Genomic DNA, 23,033 nt, shown 5'->3' with positions numbered 1-23,033 from the left:
GAACGGCTGCGGCATGAGCCGCAGCCATTCAACAAGCAGTGATGCAACAGTAAAAAAGGCCTCGGTTCAGTGAACCGAGGCCTTTTTGTATTTCAGCCGACGCAGGCTTATTTGCGTGCGCGCAGGGCTTCGAGTTCGGCGCGCAGATTGCTGCGTTCGCTGCGCGAGTTGTCGAGCATGGTGCGCAATTCCTTGACCTCGGCCGCCAGGTTGTCGCGCTCGGTCGTGACGCCGACCAGCTCCATCTGGGCGCGCAGGCGCGCATCCGACTCGGCCGCGGTGGCCGCCACGTTGCGCTCGAGCTGCTGGCGCAGGTCGGCCAGCTGGGCATCCTTGCCGTCGATCGCCAACTGATCCTTGGCCTTGCCGACCAGCGCATCGGCGGCGATCTGGCGCGCATTGCGCAGCTCGGCCGTGAGGCGCTCGATCTCTTCGTTGCGTTCATCCGCGATCAACTGAGCCTGTTCGCGCGCGACCCGCGCATCGCTCAGTTCGGCGTCCAGGCCGTCACGCTCGGCTTCGAGTGCATTGCCGGCCTCGAGCAGCGCATCCATGTCGCTCTCGGCGCGCGCCAGCGCATCGCGCATGCCGGCGCCGGCATCCTGCGCATACTGCTGGGCCCAGCGGCTCAGTTCGGCGAGCAGCTCGGGCGGCATCTCGGCCTTCGGCGGCTCGACCGGTTGCGCATGGCTGGCGCGCCAGGTGGCCAGGTGCTGGTGGATGGTCTTGGTCGAGCCGGCGCCGATCAGGGCGCGCACCGCCTCGATCGTGACTTGCTGCCTGTCGTTCTGGAGAGTGTTGGCCGCCTCGATGACGTCGCCGAGCGTCACGTCCAGGTGTGCCATATCCGTTTTCATACCGCGTCAGAATGTTCGTTGTAGGGCTGTCCATCATACGCTAGACGATGGTTTAGTTGCTCGAAAGCATCGCCCGATACGACCAAGTGTCGCGGATTTGCCGCTATTTCAGGCCGAGGCCGGCGTGGCTGCGATTATTCCATTTCCATGCTGACAAAATTCTCGTCCAGCCATGCGCCCAGCGCCTCGGTTCCCGGCCCGTCGAGATGCGGCAGCATCGCGGCGTACCAGGCGCGTCCCTCCTCCTGGCCCAGCACGGCGCGGACGATGGGCAGGCTGTTCTGCAGGAAGATGCCGAACAGGGGCGCCCGGCGCACGAACAGCGAGGTGGCATCAAGGCAGCCCAGGCCCGTATAGATCGCGCGCATCTGTTCGAGATACGGCATCGCCCGCGCCGCCTGGCCCGACTGGGTCAGGGCAGTGATGAAGCTGGTCACTATCTGTGGATCCGGCATTTCGCGCGAGGCGGCATTGCGTTCGCGCGCCCAGGCGATCCACTCTTCGCCGCGCGCCGTGTCGCCCGTCATGGCGCAGCAGCATCCGGTTTGCAGCGCGTTGAAGGCGCTCGGCTCTTCGTCGCACAAGGCGTTCCAGTAGCGCAGCGATTCGGCCCAGCGCCCCAGGCGCGCGCTGGCCATCGCGCACAGGCGGATCGCATCGATGCGCAAGCCGTCCTGCGTGGCCGCCGCATGGGGCATGGCGCCGGCCAGCGCTTCCTCCAGGCGGCCGGCACCCAGATGGTCGATGGCGTCGACCAGTTCCGGCGGGTCGGCCTGGGCCTGTCCGGTGTTCGTTGCGGTGTCGGTTGCGGTCGGCGCGCTGCATGCTTCCATGATCCGTTCGGCATCCATGCCCGGCAGGCGCAGGTAGGCGATGACCGGTCGCGTGGTCTTCTTTTCCTTTTTTGCGTCACGCTCGACCTTCACGTTGTCGATCGAAACGAACGGGTCGCCTCCGGTGCGGTACAGCGTCACCGCGCTGTAGCGTGAGGCGTCCGCCTCGACGCTGGCGCCGAGGATCGAAAACAGTTCACCGGGCGCGGTTTCGAGCCGGTGCACGACGACATGGGGTTCTTCGATCCAGGCGAATCTGCGCGGCAGCTCGAACGGCGTCGCCCAGCTGTCGCTCAGCTCGCAGAACGGTTCCTCGGCCGCGTCGCGCGCCAGCGAACGGGGCACGGTGGTCAGCAGGATGAATTCGACGACCCAGCCGGCGACGAGCGCGCTGCCCTCGATCCGCATCCCCGCGACGTGGCGCACTTCGTTCTCCGCCAGCACCATCCCGAAGCGCCACATGTCCTGCGGAGCGCCGAGCAGCGATGCGAAGCCGCCCGCGTCGGCGATGGCAAGCCAGGCGGCCCAGTGGGCGTACCAGCCCACGACGCCGATGGCCAGGCCCAGTCGGCCCATCCACATGGGGTTGCGCGCCTTCGCCTGGAGCGCCACCGCGCGCGCGGCCACGCCCATGACGAGCGCGAAGACGCCCATGGCGAGCCAGTTGAGCAGGATGAGCGGCGAGTGGATCGTCAGCCAGGCATACAGCCAGGCCGGGATGACGACGCACGGCGCGCAGGCCGCCGTCGAGACGATAGCCTGCGCCGGCAGGCGGCCCGACGGCACGTAATAGGGTGAGCTCATGGCGTGTCCTGTGGCTTGGGAGCGGGGCGGACCAGGGCCAGCGCCCGCAAGTCCGGCCTGTCGTTGCCCACGCAAAGCAGCGGCGCATCGTGTTCGAGCGCGGCGTGCGCGGCCAGCGCCAGCGCGGCGACGAAGGGCACGGCGCCGCATGTGCCGCAGGCCGGGCCGAGGCGGACGATGTCGCTGGCGTTGTCGAGGTGCGGCGTGGTGGCGTCGCCGAATTCCATCAGTTCGAGCGCGTGGCGCGTGTCGGCGCCGGCATCGGCGACGAGCATGGCGACGGCGGCCGGCGCGATCGCCGCGCCCTGCAGCAGGCGCCCGGCGAGCATGTTCAGGCGCTGCGGCGACAGGCGTTTGAGGCTGGCGGATGCTGGATCGCAGGCGTCGGCTTCCAGGCTGACGTGCGCAATGCCGGCGCCGTCCGCCGCTGGCGCCAGCAGCAGGCCGGCCGCGCCTTCGCCGGGGATGCGGCCACGCGGATGAAAGGAGGTGAACAGCGTGCCGTTGGCCGACCAGCGGTCGACCGTCTCCTGGCCGATGTGGGAGCAGAAGGCGAGCAGGATCGTCGCCGCGGGCTCCGCGCTTTTTTCTGTTTGCTGCGCCAGCCGGGCAATGAATGGCGCAGGAGCTGCGGCTTCGGTGACGTCGATGCGCGCCGCGGGCCAGCCAGCCTGCGCCAGCACCTGCCTGCACCACATCGCTGCCGCCTGGCGTTGTTCCACCTGCCAGTCGTCCGGCAGCACCAAGGCCAGTTGCAGCGTGAAAGGCGCGTCTTCGTCCGCGCCCAGCAGCCCTGCCGCGCGATCGGCGAGCTCGCGCAGGACCGCCGTGCCGAGAACGAGCGCGCGCCACCCCTCGTCGCCAAAGGGCGGCGCCGGCGCGGCGCACGAGTCCAGCCAGTCGGCGATCTCTTCGCGCACCGCCTCGTCGCCGGCCTGTTCGCAGCGTGCGCTCATGACCGGGAAACCGTCGTCGTCGACCAGTTCGCGGTCAAGGTCGGCGTCGACCTTGTTAGCGGCAAGCGCGGCGCCCAGTTCTTCGGCGGATGCGCCATGCGGCGTGCGCAGTGCGCCGGCGAGGATGGACAAGGCCGGGCAGCGTGGTTCCTGGGCGGCGTCCTGCTGCACCGCCGGCGCGGCGGCGGCCTGTGCGACGGCCTGGCGCGCGAGCAGCCTGCCGCCGATGCGGCCGAGCCAGCCCGGGGCCGGCGGCGTAGTCGTGGTGGACATGGGCTCAGACCTGGTCGATGGTGGTTTGCTGGCCGGCGATCAGCGTCGCGCCGCAGGCGGTCTTGTCGCCATGCCGCGCGGCCGCCTTGCCGTCGACGATCAGGGTCGCATCGCCTTCGATGATCGGCCCGGGGCCATGCTTGGGACAGCTCGTCCTGTCGCCCATGCGGGCGATGCCGACGCCATCGATATCGCTGTTGGGCGAGGCTTCCAGCACGACGCCGCCGTGCGAGGTCTTGTCGCCGAGTCTGATCAGTGCTCCTGCCATGGTTTTTCCTCGTCTGGATAACTTCAACTATGTGATCTGGAATTTCACTTGATTAACCAGGGACCCAGCTTATTCAGGCCATGGTGATTTAATAAGGTAGGACGCTCATTCGCGCTCAAGCACGAGTAAGTGAAAGCTCTTGGGATAAGCATCGGCAACACTAGCCACATCGCTTCGTGCCTCAAGTTTCATGGAGATTTTTTTATTACTTTTGAGGGCGAAAACGAAGATTAACGGATCTTTTATTCTGTATTCGGGGCGATTTTCTTGTTCTGAACGTAAGAGAACATAGTCGTCAAAGAATTGCGCAGGCAGATTCATCGAGAAAACCCCAATAGGAAAGTTTCGGGGAGTTGCTGAAATCCAAGCCTTATTCCATTTTTTCGCGTTGTCTTCCCTGCTGATGTTTATGTGGATTCCACGCATCCGAAAATTTTTCTCGTGATAAAACTTAGATCGCATGACGGGTGCCTGTGGATCTTTCGGCCAGAAAAAATTACCTTCGCCCAGAATTTCGGATTCTTCAGTTTCTAAATTGGAACTTGCATCTATGACGCGATGCACGGAGGAAACTAGTCCCATTAAATATGATCGTTCTTCTTCATTCAGTTCAACTATAGACGGAAGTTCTAGAATGTCTTTGTCTTCATATTTATTGATAATAGGTTTCTGGGTCATGCCGGCCCTCGTTTTTTTATCAATTTCAGTGAGGCTTTGTGATATCTGTGAAGAGGACTCTTTCTTGCAGCTTATAATGATGGGAATGGCTGCTAGTAGAAATAGATATCTCATTAAGATCATAAGCACATCAAGTAGTTTGTTCGGATTTTGCCAATGATGGATTTTCATAGATAGGATCAATATTGCCAATCAGAGGAATCCAGTGGCGATCCGAATGAAAGACAATTTCTTGATATTTGGCTTTAAATTCTTTATGCCACTTGTATGGATTGACAGCGTAGGCAATTGGAATGTCAGCTATGTTGCTATGTTTGATCCAACTGAAGCCGTTGGGTGTCTCGATGTCAGAATCATCAAGAATCTCCTTGGCAGTTTCGGCACAGGTGTCGTTGACAATTGCCGAATAAGTCAACTGTCCTTTATATATTTCAACTCGCGCTTTTGTAGTGTTTTCATTTACTGCCCCTGCTTGTTTTCTACTTATCGGAATTTTGAAGGATTTTACTTTTTCCGTAATCATGTAATCAGCAGTGCCGGGCCGTGAATTTTTCTGCCCATCTTTTTTTATGGCGCCAACTGTATATATCTGTTTTCCCTTGCTAAATCCTTTATTGAGCCAGCCTACTTTCCCGGCCCCATCAGGACCGAAGCTGAAGGATTGAATTACTTTAGTATTTTGTACTAGGTAATAAAACATGTGTCCATAATCAATTGCGATGTCATGAGTATTATTTTTAAATGCATCGACACTATTGACTTCAAAGCCTATAACAAGATAGAAGACGTCCAGCTCTACGCTTTTTCTGGCTGTATGGTCAACAGGCGAAGTACGTGATGCTCCAATATTCGCCCACTTCATTGTCCGAGACGGCATCCTTGTCATTCTTTAACCTCGATAGTCACGGTTTCTTCCTTATCGGATCTGACAATATGAGTCAGGCCGTTCTCATCCGTTTTTCCATACTCAAACGTTCCGTCTTCGCGCTTGATTCTGTAATCGACATGAGCAAGTGGTGCGCCGGTGGCTTTATCACGCACGGTAAAAGCTTCATCAAAGAGGTTTGCATTAGAATCGGGCAAGCTGCCTAACCTGGATGGACTGCCTTCGCCCTTGTCGAAGAGATGCTTGCCACCCTTGACCGAAAACTTCCCAGGGCAGGCGAACGTAATATCCCCACCTTCCAGCGTGACGGCCGACTCGCCCGCCTGCAGCACGATCTTTTCCTTGGCCTTGATCTCGATCCGATCATTCACCGACATCACGGTGACTTCCTTGTCCGCCAAAATCTCCAGCTGATCCGTATGCGCCTGCAACGACACCGGTCCATTCGCCGCAATCGCCTGAATCCCGCCCGCATGCGAAAACAGGCTGGCCGCGCCACCCGCCACGGTCGACACCGTATGCGCCGCAGCGATATGGACATCCGACTGCGTCGTCCACTGCATCTGCCCGCCGGCATAGATCACGGTCGATGCCGGCGTCGCCCAATTGACGCTGGCCGCCGAGTCCATCAGCACGACCGCCGCCCCGAATTTTTCAACGGGCTGCCCGCCATCGAGCTCGCGCGACCCCACCCTGGCCTTGAGCGCCGTCTGTCCCCCAACCGCACCGTCGTACTTGCCCCTGGCCTGAGGATCGATCAGCGCGATGAATTCCTCCTGCGCCTTGGCCGCATCGATACTAAACAGCGCCTGCGACTGGTCCGCCGCATCCCTCAGCGCATCGCCCAGCGACTGCGCCGCCTTGAACTGCGCCACAGCCTCGGCCACATCCATCTGCGTCGACATGATCCCGCTCCCGAGCTGCGGCCGCGCACTGGTCGACAGCAGCACGCCTTCACCGCCGCGCACGACCGCCCAGGCATCGGTGCGCAGCTCGAAGCCGCTGCCGCGATAACGCCCGCGCTGTGACGTGCCGGGCGGCTGCTCGACCAGATAGCCAAGGTTGAGTTCGCTGCCGGCGCTGCTGCTTGCCAGCCGCGTGCGCAGCTGTCCGGGCGTATCGTCCACCTGCCACTGATTGAAGCCCCCGCCATCGAAGTTCCGGCTATGGATACCGGACAGCACGCCGGCGTGATCCGCCCCCGAATCCACGCCAGCCGGGAAGGGCGGTAGATCGAGGCCGTTATGCAACTGCGCCACGATGACTGGCCGGTCGATATCGCCTTCAATAAAATCCACCAGCACTTCGGTGCCGATGCGCGGCGTGAACACAGTGCCCCAGTTCGGCCCGGCCAGCGCCTCGGCCACCCGTATCCAGCTGCCGGAAGCATCGTTGCCCGGCGCGCTGCCCCGTTCATCCAGGTTGTGCGCCACGCCTCCGGGATTCGGATTGACGCCACGCTGCCAAGCGAACTGGACTTTTACTTGATGATCGCGCGTGCTGGTGGCGACCGCATTCGGCAAGCCGACCACCAGCGCGGTCTGCGGCCCAAGGCTAGTGCAGGGATGCGGCGCGGCGGTCGCGGCCGGCACCAGCGCCACCACGTCGCGCACGCAGGCGAAGGTATTGCGGTAAGTGCCGTTCTCGACCTGTTTCGACGCGCCTGCGATGCCGGTGTCGAAGTTGTTGCGCGCCTCGTGTTGCACCCACAGCACGGTGAAGGCGTTGGCGCCGGCCGGATAGCGGTCGTGCTGCGTCAAGCTAAAGCCGTGTCCCGCCGCCAGCCGGCGCACGGCGCCCGCGCCTTCGAAGACCTTGTTGTCCAACTCGAGCGCCAGCAGCATCAACTCGCTGTGACCACGCATCGCGGCGCCGGTGTCGCCGCCGATGCGTTCGCCGCTGCCGTCGTGGATGGAGAGCGCGGGCAGGGCGCCGGCATCGAGGTGCGAACCCAGTTCGGCCGCCGGCGCCAGCAAGACGGCCGGGTTCCAGCTGCTGATGCTGACGCCGTTGGCTGCTACCCGGCGCCTTGCGTGGAAGGCGTCGATCGCATCGTCGCGCTCGGTCGCACGCACGCCATGAAAGCGCAACGTCGCGCCGCCGGGCATTGGGGGAATCCGCGCCCGCCGGTCGAAGATCACCAGCCGGTGCCGCGCCTGGCCGTGGTCGGCGCCCGCCACTGTCTCGAACGGAGAATGATCGAAGCGCCAGCTCAGGCCCTCGGACGCCAGCAGCCGCGCGAAGAATGCGTAATCGCTTTCGCGGTACTGGGTGCAGACGGGCCGTGGCGTCAGTTCCTGCGTCACGTCGAACGCGACGTTCACCTGTGGATAATCGGCCAGTAGTTCACAGACGATGTCGCGCACCGTCTTGTTCTGGAACAGGTAGCAATCGCGCCGCAGCGTCAACAGCGCCAGCGCCGGTTCGAGCACCAGGCGGTAGCGGGCGACGCCGCCATCGGCGCCCAGCCAGGACGCTTGCGTACACAGGCCATGCCAGGCGCGCCGGCCGCCGTCCGGCTGCAGCAGCCCGACAGTCAATTCTTCGCCGATGAAGGAAGACAGGTCGAGGTCGGTCGAGGTGCTGAGCGCATCGACCTCGAAGCGGAACAGCTCGTTGACGGCCTCGCGTCCCGCGAAGCGCTCCGCCACCAGCGATTGCGGCAAGCCGCTTTGCTGGCTGCTGGCCAGGGTGAGGAGCCGCGCGTGCTGGCTCAGGCCCGTGCCGTACAGGCCGAGCGAAGCGGGGGCGGGAAAGGCTCTCATCGGCGCGCTATTCCGCGTTCAGGACATCACCGCCAGCAGCTCGAGCTTGAGCTCCTTCATGCCGGCCGGGACGTAGATCGAGATCGACTGCGCCTTGAGCATGCGCTCATACATCGCCCCTTTCGCCTCGAGGATGAAGTAGCAGGTGTCGGGCCGCACGGGGATCGCCGCCGGCGGCTGTGGCGTGTACTGCAGGCGCACGCCGGGCAGGGCCGAGAGCACGAATTTCTCGACGTCGTCCGGGGCGCCGACCTTGAAGCGCAGCGGCGCCACGTCGACCAGTTCCACCGCCGGGATGTCGGCCGAGACGGCGATGTAGAAGGTGGTGTCGTCGTCGATCTTGCCCGAGTCGAGCATGCCGATGTGGTAGCAGGGCCGCACCTCGTTCAGGGCGATGCCGAAGTACTTGGCCGAGATGACGGTGTCGAGCAGCTCGCGGATGATCTGGTGCAGCCTGGCGAAGGCGGGGCCGGGATCGTGGTGCTGGTAGGACGGCAGGTCGGACAGGGTCCAGCTCTTGGAAAAGGTCATCAGGCCGCCGGCCACGTCCAGCAGCGCCTCGAACAGGCGTTCGGGGTGCAGCGCCGGCTGGTTGAAGTGGTGCGACAGCGCCGCATAGGCCGAACTGGCCGTGTGCAGCAGCCAGAACGATGACATGTCGCCCGAGCGGAATTCGATGACGTTGCGGGTCGGCTCGCGGTGGTGGCCGTACAGCGCGCCGACCTTGGCCTGCAGCGCGTCGAGCAGCCGGCGCAACTGCTGGAACAGGGCCGGGGCGGCGCCCAGCGACATCGACGGCGGCACCAGCGCCGGATCGAGCTCGAAGCCGCCGGTGGCGCATCTGCGCACGCGCAGCAAGGGAAAGTGGATGTAGGCGTCGCGCGGCTCGAATTCGGACACCAGGCGCAGCGCGCGCTTCAGGTAGGCCAGCTGCACCGGCGCCGCCTGGGTGTAGAGGTCGGGCGTCTCTTCGTTGGCCTGGATGAAGCGGGTCGTGCTGGCGGACTGCGTGGCCGCCTGCCCCGGCTGGACGAAGTTGGCGTTGAAGGGCTTGAGTCCCGGCAGCGCCGCGTAATACGTCACGGCCTGCACCGACTGCTGCAGGCCGCTCAGGTCGACGGTGCCGGGCAGCTCGTCGAGGCCGGGCGCCTCGTACAGCTCGCCGTCCTGGAAGCGCAGCGACAGGTTTAGCACGCGCAGCATGCCGCTCGCCAGCGCCTCGCGGTCGATGTCGAATCCCTCGACCCCCCATGCATACGGGTGCGCCGCCTTGACGCCCTTGTACAGGCAATGCTCGTGATAGGCGTCCTGGCGCTGGAAATGCTGCGGGCGCAGCAGCAGGCCTTCGCCCCAGAGGACTTTGCTGGTCATGGCTGTTGTTCCTTCACCTTGTTCTTTGCGAAAGGAAACGATAACGACGAGATGCTGTTGCGCATGTGAACTTGATCAAAGGTTGGCGCTAAACGCCGTGGCAACATGCTTCGGTGCGCAACACCAGCTTGTGCCAAGGAGGGGGATCGATGAAAGGATTCACGCCGGACCTGTTCGACCGCCTGCTCGGCCAGCCGCTGCGCAATGGCGTGGTAGTGGCGCGCCTGAACGTCGAGGAACTGAAGGATGCGGTCGCGCGCGACCTCGAAGCGCTGCTCAACACGCGCTCGACCATCCAGGACGGCGCGCTGGCCGTCTTTCCCGAATGCGGCAAGTCGATGGTCGGTTATGGGCTGTGCGACTTCGCCGACCGCTCGCTGTCCAGTCCCACCGACCGCGCCCACATCTGCGCCTGCATCGAAAACACCATCGCGCGCCACGAGCCGCGGCTGCAGAACGTGAAGGCGCTGCTCGAGATGCAGGGCGATGCCGGCGCGCCCTCGGTCAACCGCCTCAGTTTTTCGATCACGGCGGTGCTGGTGGGAAGCATGTCGGAGGAGCCGGTCAACTTCGACGCCGTGCTGCAGCCGTCCACGCTCCAGTACAGCATCCGCAAGGCCGGCCGCGCGGGCGCGGCGGCGGCGTCATCGACGATGGCGGGAGCCTGAGTTGGACCGCCTGCTGCCCTATTACGAAAGCGAACTGGCCTACCTGCGGCGCAACCTGCGCGAGTTCGCCGAGCGCTATCCGCGCATCGCCGGCCGCCTGGCGATCAGCGGCGAAGTATGCGAAGACCCGCATACCGAACGCATGATCGAGTCGTTCGCCTTCCTGAACGCGCGCATCGCCAAGCGCCTGGACGACGACTATCCCGAGTTCACCGAGGCGCTGTTCGACGTGCTGTATCCGCATTACCTGCGGCCCTTTCCATCGTGCTCGATCGCGCGCCTGGACGTCGCCGCCGCGGCCAAGCAGCAGACCACGGTGAGCACCGTCCCGCGCGGCACCAAGCTGACCACGCGCCCGGTGCGCGGCGTGACCTGCATCTTCCGCACCGTGTACCCGGTCGCGATGGCGCCGCTGGTCCTGAGCCGGGCGGTGTTCTCGCCGATCATCCATGCGCCGGATGCGGTGCGCCTGCCGCCCGGCGCCAGCGCGAGCATCAGCCTGTCCCTGAACGTCGGCTGCGAAGGCGGCGGCCTGGAGGCGATCGACCTGCCGGCGCTGCGCCTGTTCCTCGATGGCGAACCGTCGTTCTGCGCGGCCCTGCGCGACGCGCTGCTGGCGCGCACGGTCGCGGCCTATGCGCAGCCCGAGGGCGGCCACTGGATCGCCCTGCCGGCGCTGCCGGTGCGCGCCGCCGGCTTCGTCGAGGACGACGCGCTGATCGACTTCCCGGCGCGTTCCCACACCGCCTACCGCCTGCTGACCGAATACTTCTGCTTTCCCGAGAAGTTCAATTTCGTCGACCTCGACCTGGCGCTGCTGGCGCGCAGCCTGCCCGCGGGCACGCGCCGCCTCACCGTGCACCTGGCCCTGAACGGGATCCGCAGCGACTCGAACCTGGCGCGCATGCTGTCCACCCTGTCGACCAACAACCTGGTGGCGGGCTGCACGCCGGTGATCAACCTGTTCGCCCAGCGCGGCGAACCGATCCGCCTGACCCATGCCACGGCCAGCTATCCGGTGCTGGCCGATGCGCGCCGCGCCTATGCCTACGAGGTCAACGCGATCGACGAGGTCAACCTGGTGCGCCAGACGCCGCAGGGCGAGACGGTGGTGCAGTTCCAGCCCTTTTATTCGCTCAAGCATGCGCAGACGCCCGAGCAGAACGGGCATTACTGGGCCATGCGCCGCGACGACACGATGGCCGAGCGCAGCCCGGGCTTCGAAACCCAGATCTCGATCGTCGACATCGACTTCGACCCGGCCGACGTCGAGACCACGACCCTGAACCTGGAGCTGACCTGCACCAACCGCGACCTGCCGCTGCTGCTCAGCTACGGCCAGCCGGGCGGCGACCTGTTCCTCGAAGGCGGATCTGGCGTGCGCGAGATTTCCTTCCTGCGCAAACCCAGCCCCACCTGGCGCTTCTCGCGCGGACGCAGCGCGCACTGGCGCCTGATCTCGCTGCTCTCGCTCAACCACCTGTCGCTGGCCGACGGCGGCGTCGACGCCTTCCGCGAGATGCTGGCCCTGCACGACCTGCCGCGCTCGGCGGCGTCGACGCGCCAGGTCGGCGGCATCAATGCGATCGCCTATACGCCCACCAGCGCCTGGCTGTCCGGGAACCCCTTCAACTGCCTGGTGCGCGGGGTCGAGGTCAGGATCGCGATCGACGAGGAAGCGTTCGTGGGCAGCGGCATCCATGCCTTCGCCCACATCGTCGAGCGCTTCCTGGCGCTGTACGTGCACGCCAACAGCTTCACCCAGCTGGTGATCGTGTCCCACCAATCCGGAGAGGAGCTGCTGCGATGCGGGCCGAGAAGCGGAGAACTGAGCCTCCTGTGATCGAGCGCCTGCTGCGCGAGCCGTGGCGCTTCGAGTTCTTCCAGGCGGTGCGCGTGCTCGAGCTATGGCTCAAGCGCCGCGGCCGCGGGCCGCACGGCCTGGTGCCCGACATGCTGCGGTTCCGGAACACCCTCTCCCTCGGCTTCCCGGCCAGCCAGCTGGAAGCCATCGAGCCCGAGCTGCGCGACCTCGAGGTCGGCATGCCCTTCGACCTGCCGATCGACGCCGCCGCGCTGGGCGAGGCGGTGCGCGAAGGGACCTTGCGCCGGGTGCACCTGACCCCCGCCTTCATGGGCCTGCTGGGCGGGCACGGCGTGCTGCCGGCCCACTACACCGAGCGCATCGCCGAGCACGCGGCGCGCCACAAGAACGAAGACGAGGACCAGGGCCCGCGCGCCTTCCTGGACGCGTTCTCGAACCGCTCGCTGGCGCTGTTCTACGAAGCCTGGCGCAAGTACCGCTTGCCGTTCAAGTACCAGCTGGACGGCCAGGATGCCTTCCTGCCCCTGCTGCTGTCCCTGGCCGGCCTGGGCGACGCCGCGCTGCGCCGGCGCCTGGCCGGCGCGGCCGACGGCGCCGTGCTGGACGAATCGATCGGGTATTTCGCGGCGGCGATCCGGCACCGGCCGGTGTCCGCCGTGCAGCTGGCGCGGGTGCTGTCGGAATACTTCGGCGAACAGGTCGAGGCCGAGCAGTTCGTCGGTTCCTGGTACGACGTGCCGCCGGCGCAGCAGACCACGCTGGGCCAGGACAGCGCCGTCCTCGGCGCGCGCGCGATCGCCGGCGCGCGCGTCTGGCAGCGCAGCCTGCGCCTGCGCCTGGTCGTGGGGCCGCTGGCGCATGCCGGCTTCCAGGCCTTCTTGCCGGGCGGCCTGGCGGCGCGGGCCCTGGGGAGCGTGCTGGCGCTGTTCACCGGCGTCGCGCTCGAATACGAAGTCGAGGTGGTCCTGCGCGCCGCCGACGTCCACAACACCACGCTGGACGACCTGCATCCCGGCCGCCTCGGCTGGGACGCCTTCCTGGTGCTGGACGCCCCGCCGGGCGACCGCCACGACGTGCGCTATGACCTGAACGCGGCCGGACGGCCGCCGCACGCCTGCTGAACGCACCTGCCGGCGCCGATGGCGTATCCTGACGATGTCAGGCTTCGCGCCTCAATGAACGGGAATGGTGATGAGCGAACGTATCATCTCGGCGATCAAGCTGGGCGGCCAGCAGCTGGCCGCCGTGGTCACGCTGCCGGGGCCGGAGCGCTACGAGTACTTCATCAAGCGCGTCGCCGACGCGCGCGAGGTGTGGGGGCTGTACCAGGACGGCTGGGCCCTGGCCAAGACCGACGACGGCACCCTGGTGTTTCCGATGTGGCCGGCGAGCGACTACGCCAGCCTGTGCGCCGAATACGAATGGGACGGCTATGACGCCCAGGCGTTCTCGCTCGAGGAGCTGATCGACGAATTGCTGCCGCAGCTGGAAGAAGACCGGGTGTTGCCGGGCGTGTTCTATACCCCGGGCGACAAGGGCATCACGCCGAGCGTGGTCCAGCTGATCGGCGACCTGGAGGACGAGCTGCGCAGGACCTGATTCCGTGTTTTACAACCGCGCCAGCAATTCCTCCACCACCGCCATCTGCACCGGCTTGGTGAGATGGTGGTTGAAGCCGGCCTCGCTCGAACGCTGGCGGTCGCTTTCGGCGCCCCAGCCGGTCAGGGCCACCAGCACGACCCCATCCAGTTCCTCCATGGCGCGGATCGCGCGCGCCGTGTCGTAGCCGCTCATGCCCGGCATGCCGATGTCGAGGAAGGCGACGCGCGGACGAAACTCGCGCGCCGCCTCCAGCGCCCCGTAGCCGTCGTGCGCCACCCGGGTGACGTGGCCCGACGCTTCCAGGATCATCGACAGCGTCAGCGCGGCATCGACGTTGTCGTCCACCACCAGCACTTTGAGACCCGCCTCGCCGTCGCCGGCCGGGCCGCCGTCGCCGGCCGGCGCGTCCCAACCCAGCGGGCGGGCGGGCTGATCGTCGGACACTTCAGCCAGCGGCAGGCGCACCGTGAACACGCTGCCGGCGTTCGGGCCGCCGCTCTCGGCGACCACGCTGCCGCCATGCATCTCGACCAGGCGCCGCACCAGCGACAGGCCGATGCCGAGCCCGCCCTGCGAGCGGTCGACGGTGCGGCCGATCTGGTTGAACATCTGGAACACGCCGGCCAGCGCGTCGCCGGCGATCCCGACGCCGGTGTCGCTGACGGCGATCACCGCTTCAAGCCCCTCGCGCCGCACCGACAGCCGGATATGCCCGCGCGCCGGCGTGTACTTGGCGGCGTTGTTGAGCAGGTTGGCCACCACCTGGGCGATGCGGGTGGCGTCGGCGTCCATCAACAGCGGCAGGTCGGGCACGTCCACCTCGAGCGCGTGCTGGCCCGCCTCGATCAGCGGCAGGCTGGTCTCGACCGCGCTGGCCAGGATCGCGCGCAGGTCGGCGCGCTGGCGTTTGAGTTCGAGCTTGCCGCCGCTGATGCGGGCCACGTCGAGCAGGTCGTCGATCAGGTGCACCATGTGGCCGACCTGGCGTTCCATCATCTCCCTGACCTTGCCGACCGCCGCCGGATTGTCGCCGCCCAGGCGCATCACCGACAGGCCGTTGCGGATCGGCGCCAGGGGATTGCGCAGCTCGTGCGCCAGCGTGGCCAGGAACTCGGTCTTGCGGCGGTCGGCCTCGGCCAGGTCGTCGGCCAGCCGGCGCAGCTCTTCCTCGGAGCGCTTGCGCGCCGAGACGTCGGAAAACAGCAGCGCCACCTTGCGGCTGTCCGGGCCGCCGATGCGGTTGGCGTAGACGTCGAACCAGCGGCCCATGGCCGGGGCCTCGTTCTCGAAGCGCGCGGGGATGCCGGTCAGCGCCACCCTGCCATAGGTCTCGAACCAGAAGTCGTCCAGGCCGGGCAGCAGCTCGCGCGCGGTGCGGCCGGCCGCATCCACCAGGCCGGTGTGGCGCTCGAACATCGGGTTCATCTCCAGGAAGCGGTAGTCGACCGCCTTGCCGGCCGCGTCGAAGATCATCTCGAAGATGCAGAAGCCCTGGTCGACCGACTCGAACAGGGTGCGGTAGCGTTCTTCGCTGGCGCGCAGCTGCTCCTGGACCTGCTTGTTCCCGGTGGTGTCGAGGACGATCGCGACCAGGCCCTGGAACTCGCCGTCGGGGCCGCGCAGCGCATTGACGCTGCTGGTGGCCGAGACCAGCGAGCCGTCCTTGTGCAGGTAATACTTGTCGAGCGCCACGCCGGCGGCGCCGGCCTTCAGGCGCTCGAGCGCATCGTGGGTCTGGGCGCGCGACTGCGGCGCGGTGACCTCGGCCACGCTCATGCCGAGCAGCTCGGCCTCGCTGCGGCCCACCATCTCGCAATACTTCTGGTTGGCCAGCACGATGCGGCCCGCGGTGTCGATCTGCACCACCCCGGTGGAGGCCTGGCTGACGATCTTCTCGAAGCGCTCGCGGCTGGCGTGCAGCGCGCGCTCGGTCTCCTTGCGCAGGGCCTCGGCGCGCACCTGTTCGGTGATGTCGCGCGAGATCGCCAGCAGGCGTGTTTCCTGGTCGCCGGTCGCGGCGGTGCGGGTGACCATCACGTCCCACCATTTGGGCTTGCCCTTGACCGTCGGACAGGCGGCGCTGAAGTGCCCGGTGCCGCCGGCGCGCGCCGCGTCCAGGGCCGCCTCGATGGCTGCGTGCGACGGCTGCGGCCAATATGCCTTCCACGGCTTGCCGCCCACCGTCCCGGCGTCGTCGATCTCCATCGAGAGCAGGCCGTTGCGGTTGATCGCCAACACCATGCCGTCCATGTCGAGCAGTTTCACGCAGTCGGGTATGGCTTCGAACAGGGCCCATCCCAAGGTGATCGTGTCCTGCTGCGGCGTGGGGGCGCGGTTTTCCTGCATCTGTCTGTTTCCGGTAAAACGTCATCTATACCACAACGGCCCGGCCGGGAGCGTCCGCGTCCGGTGAATGACACATAAATATTAAAAATGCCGCTAAGAAAAGCACAAGCGTGCCGCACCAGTGTCATCAAACTGTGACCAAACTGTCACGGAGTCGTCATGTTGCCTTACTACCATTTAGTGGCTTTCCTTTCCCACACTAGAAAACAGGATCCACTTCCGTGAACAAGCCGACCGATTTCGCCCGCATGCCTGTCGACCACGACGACATCGATTCGAACAACTCGTCGAACGAACACTTCAGCACCGTCCTCCAGACCCGCCTGAGCCGCCGCAACATGCTGCGCGGCAGCGCTGCGACGGCCGCGACCGCCCTGCTCGGCAGCTTCGGCCTGACCGCCTGCGGCGGTTCGGACGACGATCCTGTCACCCCGCCGACCAACCCGCCGACCGGCACCACCCCGCCGCCGGCGCCGGTCGAGAAGCTGCTCGGCTTCACCGCTGTGGGCAAGAGCCTGGCCGACACCGTCGTGGTCCCGGCCGGCTATACCGCCACCGTACTGTACGCGCTGGGCGATCCGCTCACCAGCAGCACCCCGGCCTACAAGAACGACGGCACCGATACTGATTTCGAAAACCGCGCGGGCGACCACCACGACGGCATGGAATTCTTCTCGCTGTCCGACAGCGGCGGCGTCTCGACCACCGGCGCCACCCGCGGCCTGCTGGCGATGAACCATGAGGCCACCACCAACGAAGGCCTGCCGTCGTTCTTTGTGCACGCCAACGGCGGCACCAATGCGCTGCCGCGCCCGGCCCTCGAGGTGGACAAGGAAATGGCCCTGCACGGCCTGTCGGTCCTCGAAGTGCGCAGCAACAACGGCAAGTGGGAATACCTGAAGGGTTCGAATTTCAACCGCCGCGTGCACCAGCAGACCGAAGTCCAGATCTCGGGCCCGGTGCGCGGCAATGCCCTGGTCAAGACCAAGTACTCGCCGGACGGCACCAAGTTCCGCGGCACCATCAATAACTGCGGCACCGGCCGCACCCCGTGGAACACCTATCTGTCGGGCGAGGAGAACTGGGCCGGCTACTTCACCCGTTCGAGCACCGACAACGCCGCGCGCGGCGACAAGAGCGTCGCTTCGCTCAACCGCTATGGCCTGGCGCAGGGCGCGTCCTCGCGCCACGGCTGGGAAACCGGCGGCGTGGACGACAAGTACCAGCGCTGGGACATCAGCAAGAAGGGCACGTCGACGGACGGCACCGACGATTACCGCAATGAACTGAACGGCGAAGGCTACATCGTCGAGATGGACGCCTACGACAAGACCCGCCCGCTCAAGAAGCGCACCGCGCTGGGCCGCTTCGCCCACGAAAGCGCCTCGTTCGGCCGCCTGACCGCCGGCCAGCCGCTGGCCGTCTACATGGGCGACGATTCGCGCGGCGAATACATCTACAAGTTCGTGTCGACCGCACCGTGGAACCCGGCCGACGCCGTCGCGCTCGATCGTATCGCCACCGGCGACAAATACCTCGACAGCGGCAAGCTGTACGTCGCCAAATTCAATGCCGACGGCAAGGGCCAGTGGATCGAGCTGACCATCGCCAACAGCGTCATCGCCAACTACGCGAACTACAAGTTCGCCGACCAGGCCGACGTGCTGGTCAACGCCCGCCTGGCCGCCGACGCCGTCGGCGCGACCAGGATGGACCGTCCGGAATGGTGCGCGGTGAACCCTGCCAACGGCGAGATCTACTACACGCTGACCAACAACAGCAACCGCCGCGTCGAGCCGAGCAGCTCGAGCCAGGTCGCGCCAGACGCCGCCAACCCGCGGTCGTACACCGACATGAAGGGCTCCACCGCCCAGCTGGGCAACTCGAACGGCCACATCATCCGCGTGCGTGAAGACGCCGCCGGCTCGACCGCCACCAGCTTCGCCTGGGACGTCTACCTGTTCGGCGCCGAAGCCGCCGCCGATGCCGCCCGCATCAACCTGTCGGGCCTGACCGCCGACCAGGACTTCTCGAGCCCGGACGGCCTGGCCTTCAGCAACTCGACCGGCATCTGCTGGTTCCAGACCGACGATGGCGCCTACACCGACGTCACCAACTGCATGATGGTGGCCGGCCTGCCGGGCAAGGTCGGCGACGGCAAGAAGGTCACCCTGAGCTATCCGAAGACCGACGGCTCGACCCTGAGCGTCGACACCTTCGTGGGCAAGGCCGCCAGCGCCGACACGCTCAAGCGCTTCCTGGTCGGCCCGGTCGGCTGCGAACTGACCGGCATCACCGAGACCCCGGACGGCAAGGCGCTGTTCGTCAACATCCAGCACCCGGGCGAAACCACCGCCGCGGCCAATGTCGGCGACGCCAGCAAGTACACCAGCCAGTGGCCGGCGAACGCGGGCTACGGCGCCGGCCGCCGCCCACGCTCGGCGACCCTGGTCATCACCAAGAACGACGGCGGCCGCATCGGTTCGTGATGTGACGCTGTAAGGCGTGAAAGGGCCGGTTGCATACGCAGCCGGCCCTTTCTTTATTGTGCGCAAGATGGGCCAGTCCGGCCCGTGTCAGCATCAAGCGGATCGTTCAACCGGGAGTCCGCCATGCCTGCCCTGCCGCTATCGACCTACCTGCGCCTCGCGCGCGCCAGCGCCGCCTACGACGTCGTGCAGATCCTGCCCTTCGCCACGCCGTGGACCTTCGCCCTGCTGCTCGACTGGCTATCCGGCATGAACGTGTGGCTGGGCGGCGCGCCGCTGCCGCCGTTCGCGCCGCTGCACCTGTTGTTGTCGTCTCTCCTTGGCACGCTGGTGCTGCTGTGGTGCGCCGTGCGCCTGAAGGAGCCCAGCCTGCGCCTGGGTCGCTTCGACGGCGTCGGACGCCTGCTGTTCGCATTCTGGATCGGCTGGGCGATGCTGAAGGCGGATCTGCCGGTGCTGTGGCTGTTCCTGGTCCCCGAACTGCTGTGGGGCGTGGCGCAGTGGTGGCCGGTCGCTCAGGCGAGCGGCAGCAGCACGCCGCGCGCGGCCTTCACCAGCGCCGTGCCCATGCGCTCCAGCCGCGGCGGCTGAATGCGCCAGGCGTGCCAGTACAGCGGCACGTCGTGGTACAGGGCCGGGGCCAGGTCGACCAGTTCGCCCGTTGCCAGCAAGGCGCCGCACTGTTCCTCCGGCAGCATGCCATAGCCCATGCCGTGGCGTACCGCGTGCACGAAGGGATCGCTGGCCGGCACGTAGTGAAACGGATAGGCGCCGTCCGGCAGGCCGAAGTGGGTGAGCAGAAAAGAAGACTGCATCGCATCCTTGCGGTCGAACACCACCAGCGGCGCGCGCTGGGCCGTGGCGCGCGTCATCCCGTCCGGGAACCAGCGCCGCGCAAAGTCGGGCGAGGCCACCATCCGGTAGCGCATCATGCCGAGCGCTCTGGCGCTGCAGCCGCGCATCGGCTCGGTCTCTCCCGAGATGCAGGCCACCGCATGGCCGCCCTCCAGCAGCGCGAAGGTATGGCCCTGGTTGTCGAGGACGAATTCGACCAGCAGGCCTTCGGCATCGAGGATCGGCGCCAGCACCGGCAGCAGCCAGGTGGCGAGGGTGTCGTTGTTGACCGCCAGCGTGACCCGCGCCGGGCCAGGGTCGTCCTTCATCCCGGCCAGGAATTCCGACTCGAGCAGGGTCGAGCGGCGCAGGTATTGCAGCAGCCGCGTGCCGGGCGCGGTCGGGCGACAGGGACGGCTGCGCACCAGCAGCGGCGTGCCCAGCTCTTGCTCGAGCGCCGCGATGCGCTGCGAGATGGCCGACGGCGTGACTTTGAGCTGGGCGGCGGCGCCCTCCAGGCTGCCGCAATCCACGGCGGCCACGAAGGCGGCGCTGCGGCGGGGATCGATCGTCATGAATTAGATTTTCTTAAGTAACCTGAATATTCATGAATATAATTGAAGTAGACCAGCCGGGCTGGGATAGTGGCGCTTTTTCACAAAGAGGCGGCCATGTTCTCGCATCAAATCTATCTACAGGGGCTGGGCCTGGGCGCCGGTCTCATCATGGGGATCGGCGCCCAGAACGCCCATGTGCTGCGCACGGCGGTGCGCGGCCGGCACGTGCTGCCGACGGTGCTCACCTGCATCGTGGTCGACGTGATCCTGATCGCCGCCGGCACTGCCGGCCTGGGCGCCCTGATCGAGGCGTCGCCCCTCTTGACGTCGGTGGCGCGTTATGGCGGCGCCGCCTTCCTGCTCTGGTATGGCCTGCGCTGCTGGAAGAGCAGCCTGCGCGGCGGCGCCTCGCTGGCCGCCGATCCGGCGGCGCAGACCCAGACCCTCGGCGCGGCGCTGGCGACCGTGCTGGCGCTGTCGCTGCTCAACCCGCACGTCTATCTCGACACCGTGGTGCTGCTGGGCGCCGTCGGCAGCAGCCTGGCGCTTGAAGAGCGCGGCTCGTTTGCCCTGGGCGCCATCACGGCCTCGATCCTGTGGTTCACGGCGATCGGTGTCGGTGCGCAGCGCTTCGCCCCGGTGCTGGCGCGCCCTGGGGTGTGGCGCGTGTTCGAGGCGCTGACCGGCGCCATGATGCTGGTGCTGGCGGCGTTGCTGCTGACAGACAGCTGAGCAAAAAAATGGATGGGTAAGATGTTGTCCGGTGTAAAGTTGCTATTTACCCATCCATTGCCCGGAGGCTGCTTGAACCGCTTGACCCTGAACGTCCTATCCCTGTGCCTGGCCGCCGCCGGCTGGTCTTCCGCCCATGCCGCGGATGTCGTCATCAGCGCCGACCGCCTGCTCGACGTCAAGAGCGGCCGCATGATCCAGAACCCCGAGATCCTGGTGCGCGACGGGAAGGTCGTCAGCCTCAAGCCGGATGCCGCGACGCCGCCAGCCGCCGACGCGACCCGCATCGCCCTGCCCGGCATGACCCTGCTGCCCGGCCTGATCGACATGCACGTCCACCTCGATTCGGATCCGACCTATGGCGGCTACACCGGCCTCGAATACAACGACCGCTTCTGGTCGGCGCTGGCCGTGGCCCACGCGGGCAAGACGCTGGACGCCGGCTTCACGACGGTGCGCAACCTGGGCGCCTCGGACTGGAACGACGTCGGCCTGGGCCAGGCCATCGCCGCCGGCAAGGTGCGCGGTCCGCGCATCGTGCCCGCCGCCTGGTCGTTCGGCGCCACCGGCGGCCATTGCGACAGCACCTACTTCCCGCCGTCGATGGAGGAAAAGAACAAGTACAACGCCGACAGCCCGGACGAGGCGCGCAAGTCGGTGCGCGAGCTGCGCAAGTACGGCGCCCAGGTGATCAAGATCTGCGCCACCGGCGGCGTCTTCTCGCGCAATACCGAACCGGGCCAGCAGCAGATGAACCTGGCCGAGATGCGCGCCGCGGTGGAGGAAGCGCACCAGTGGGGCCTGCAGGTGGCGGCCCACGCCCACGGCGCGGCCGGCATCAAGGACGCGATCCGCGCCGGCGTCAACACGATCGAGCATGCGAGCCTGATCGACGACGAGGGCATCGCCTTGGCGAAAAAGCACGGCGCCTGGCTGTCGATGGACATCTACAACGGCACCTACACGGCGGCCGAGGGCAAGAAGAACGGCGTGCTGGAAGATAATCTGCGCAAGGACCGCGAAGTGACGGAGTTGCAGCGCCAGAATTTCAAAAAGGCGCATGCGGCCGGGGTCAAGATGGTGTTCGGCACCGACGCCGGCGTGCACCCGCACGGCGGCAACGCCAAGCAGTTCGCCGTGATGGTCCAGTACGGGATGACGCCGCTGCAGGCGATCCAGGCCGCCACCGTGAACGCGGCCGAGGCGCTGGCGCGCAAGGACATCGGCGTCGTCGAGCCGGGCCGCTATGCCGACATGGTGGCGGTGAAGGGCGATCCGCTCGTGGACGTCACCCTGCTGGAAGCGCCGGCGGCCGTGATCCAGGCGGGCGCCGTCGTCAAGGGCGGCGCGCTCTAAACGTCGCCCAGCCGCTCCAGCAATGGAGCGCAGCGCTCCTTCAGGAGCGCATGCAACAGCTTCACCGCGGGCGAGAACTGCTTGCGGTGCGGGCACACCAGGTTCAATGGGGTGGCTTCGCCGGGCATGTCCGGCAAGACCACCTCGAGCCTTCCCGCCGTCACGTCCGCGCAGACGTCGAGCCACGATTTATAGGCGATGCCTTCGCCGGCGACGGCCCAGCGCCGCACCACGTCGGCGTCGTCGCTCACCAGCGATCCCTTGACCTGCGCCACCTGGTCTCCTGCGGGCAGCGGAAAGCACCAGCGGTCATAGATGCGCCCGCGCAGGCGGTAGGCCAGGCAGCTGTGTGAGGCCAGGTCGGCCAGCGCCGAGGGGCGGCCGTGCCGTTCCAGGTAAGCGGGAGACGCGATCAGCACCCGCCGGTTCTCTGGCGCCACCGGCAGCGCGATGAAGCTCGCGTCATCGATCTGGCCGTAGCGCAGCGCGATGTCGACCGGGTCGCGGAACACGTCCGCCACCTGGTCCGACACCAGCAGCTGGATGTCCAGGCCCGGGTGGGCGCGCCGGAACTCGGCGATCCACGGCAGCAGCACGTTGCGGCCGAAGTCGGACGGCGCCGCCACCTGCAAGGTGCCGGACAGGGACGCATTCTCGCCGCGCATGCCGTCATGGCCGTCGCGCAGCGCCTGCAGCGCATCCTGGGCAAAGGGCAGGTAGCGCTTGCCCTCGTCGGTCAGGCGCAGGCTGCGCGTCGAGCGCGCGAACAGGCGGACGTCGAGTTCGCGTTCCAGCCTCTGGATCGCCGCGCTGGCCTGGCCGGGCAGCAGGTTCACTTCGCGCGCGGCCTGCGAAAAGCTGCCCAGGGCGGCGGCGCGCACGAACAGCGACAGGTCGTCCAGGCGGATCATTTTCTCTTCCACAGTGAAAGTG

The 23,033-nt window shown here is 66.3% G+C and carries 19 protein-coding genes; 8 read left to right on the top strand and 11 right to left on the bottom strand.

The window, feature by feature from the left end; translation table 11 throughout:
* Positions 1-107: 107 nt before the first annotated feature.
* The 8 genes from KY496_RS18490 to tssK form a co-directional block, all read right to left on the bottom strand.
* A complete protein-coding gene (locus tag KY496_RS18490; RefSeq protein WP_229410094.1) occupies positions 108-845 on the bottom strand; it encodes a DNA-binding protein in 738 nt (245 codons plus the stop codon).
* A gap of 146 nt (positions 846-991) precedes the next feature.
* Entirely contained in the window at positions 992-2,494 is a 1,503-nt protein-coding gene (locus tag KY496_RS18485) for a hypothetical protein (protein WP_184240401.1), read from the bottom strand.
* Positions 2,491-3,723 carry a hypothetical protein gene (locus tag KY496_RS18480; RefSeq protein WP_219861923.1) on the bottom strand — a complete coding sequence of 411 codons (1,233 nt, stop codon included), beginning with the start codon at positions 3,721-3,723 and terminating at the stop codon, positions 2,491-2,493. The genes KY496_RS18485 and KY496_RS18480 overlap by 4 nt, the downstream gene beginning before the upstream one ends.
* Before the next feature lie 4 nt (positions 3,724-3,727).
* Positions 3,728-3,991 (bottom strand): PAAR domain-containing protein, encoded by a 264-nt coding sequence (locus KY496_RS18475; RefSeq protein WP_071360974.1) that lies wholly within the window; start codon positions 3,989-3,991, stop codon positions 3,728-3,730.
* Between the two features lie 105 nt (positions 3,992-4,096).
* Positions 4,097-4,669: a hypothetical protein gene (locus KY496_RS18470; protein ID WP_157225430.1), complete on the bottom strand. Its 573-nt coding sequence runs from the start codon at positions 4,667-4,669 to the stop codon at positions 4,097-4,099.
* 130 nt (positions 4,670-4,799) lie between these two features.
* Positions 4,800-5,531: a hypothetical protein gene (locus tag KY496_RS18465; protein WP_219861921.1), complete on the bottom strand. Its 732-nt coding sequence runs from the start codon at positions 5,529-5,531 to the stop codon at positions 4,800-4,802.
* A 20-nt stretch (positions 5,532-5,551) separates the two neighbouring features.
* Positions 5,552-8,320 carry a type VI secretion system Vgr family protein gene (locus KY496_RS18460; protein ID WP_219861919.1) on the bottom strand — a complete coding sequence of 923 codons (2,769 nt, stop codon included), beginning with the start codon at positions 8,318-8,320 and terminating at the stop codon, positions 5,552-5,554.
* An 18-nt stretch (positions 8,321-8,338) separates the two neighbouring features.
* Positions 8,339-9,691: a type VI secretion system baseplate subunit TssK gene (tssK, locus tag KY496_RS18455; RefSeq protein WP_219861917.1), complete on the bottom strand. Its 1,353-nt coding sequence runs from the start codon at positions 9,689-9,691 to the stop codon at positions 8,339-8,341.
* Positions 9,692-9,840: 149 nt separating this feature from the next.
* On the opposite strand from tssK, the gene tssE reads away from it, so the two are divergent.
* The 4 genes from tssE (at position 9,841) to KY496_RS18435 (ending at position 13,783) form a co-directional block, all read left to right on the top strand.
* On the top strand, positions 9,841-10,359 hold the full coding sequence (gene tssE / locus KY496_RS18450) for a type VI secretion system baseplate subunit TssE (RefSeq protein ID WP_071360976.1): 519 nt from the start codon (positions 9,841-9,843) through the stop codon (positions 10,357-10,359).
* 1 nt (position 10,360) lies between these two features.
* Entirely contained in the window at positions 10,361-12,202 is a 1,842-nt protein-coding gene (gene tssF / locus KY496_RS18445) for a type VI secretion system baseplate subunit TssF (protein ID WP_219861915.1), read from the top strand.
* Positions 12,166-13,305, top strand: a complete 1,140-nt coding sequence (gene tssG / locus KY496_RS18440; protein ID WP_184240120.1) for a type VI secretion system baseplate subunit TssG — start codon at positions 12,166-12,168, stop codon at positions 13,303-13,305. Before tssF ends, tssG begins: the two co-directional genes overlap by 37 nt.
* Before the next feature lie 70 nt (positions 13,306-13,375).
* Positions 13,376-13,783 (top strand): DUF2750 domain-containing protein, encoded by a 408-nt coding sequence (locus tag KY496_RS18435; protein ID WP_005664212.1) that lies wholly within the window; start codon positions 13,376-13,378, stop codon positions 13,781-13,783.
* 9 nt (positions 13,784-13,792) lie between these two features.
* On the opposite strand, the gene KY496_RS18430 is transcribed toward KY496_RS18435, so the two are convergent.
* A complete protein-coding gene (locus KY496_RS18430) occupies positions 13,793-16,132 on the bottom strand; it encodes a PAS domain-containing protein (protein ID WP_219861913.1) in 2,340 nt (779 codons plus the stop codon).
* 221 nt (positions 16,133-16,353) lie between these two features.
* On the opposite strand from KY496_RS18430, the gene KY496_RS18425 reads away from it, so the two are divergent.
* Both KY496_RS18425 and KY496_RS18420 read left to right on the top strand, forming a co-directional pair.
* A complete protein-coding gene (locus tag KY496_RS18425; RefSeq protein WP_370660084.1) occupies positions 16,354-18,621 on the top strand; it encodes a PhoX family phosphatase in 2,268 nt (755 codons plus the stop codon).
* A 123-nt stretch (positions 18,622-18,744) separates the two neighbouring features.
* Complete coding sequence (locus KY496_RS18420) at positions 18,745-19,212, top strand: hypothetical protein (RefSeq protein WP_005664217.1); 468 nt, start codon at positions 18,745-18,747, stop codon at positions 19,210-19,212.
* Here KY496_RS18420 and KY496_RS18415 read toward each other — a convergent pair.
* Positions 19,137-20,030 carry a LysR family transcriptional regulator ArgP gene (locus tag KY496_RS18415; RefSeq protein ID WP_219861911.1) on the bottom strand — a complete coding sequence of 298 codons (894 nt, stop codon included), beginning with the start codon at positions 20,028-20,030 and terminating at the stop codon, positions 19,137-19,139. The genes KY496_RS18420 and KY496_RS18415 overlap by 76 nt on opposite strands.
* 96 nt (positions 20,031-20,126) lie before the next feature.
* Here KY496_RS18415 and KY496_RS18410 point away from each other — a divergent pair, with 96 nt between their 5' ends.
* Positions 20,127-20,744 (top strand): LysE/ArgO family amino acid transporter, encoded by a 618-nt coding sequence (locus KY496_RS18410; protein ID WP_005664221.1) that lies wholly within the window; start codon positions 20,127-20,129, stop codon positions 20,742-20,744.
* Between the two features lie 72 nt (positions 20,745-20,816).
* Complete coding sequence (locus KY496_RS18405) at positions 20,817-22,100, top strand: amidohydrolase family protein (RefSeq protein ID WP_219861910.1); 1,284 nt, start codon at positions 20,817-20,819, stop codon at positions 22,098-22,100.
* Here the strand turns inward: KY496_RS18405 and KY496_RS18400 are convergent.
* Positions 22,097-23,011: a LysR family transcriptional regulator gene (locus tag KY496_RS18400; RefSeq protein WP_219861908.1), complete on the bottom strand. Its 915-nt coding sequence runs from the start codon at positions 23,009-23,011 to the stop codon at positions 22,097-22,099. The genes KY496_RS18405 and KY496_RS18400 overlap by 4 nt on opposite strands.
* Positions 23,012-23,033 lie beyond the last annotated feature (22 nt).

Source organism: Massilia sp. NP310 (genome assembly GCF_019443485.1).
Lineage (GTDB): Bacteria > Pseudomonadota > Gammaproteobacteria > Burkholderiales > Burkholderiaceae_D > Telluria > Telluria timonae.
Note: the sequence above shows the minus strand (reverse complement) of the source record. Positions and strands in the feature narration are given on the sequence as shown.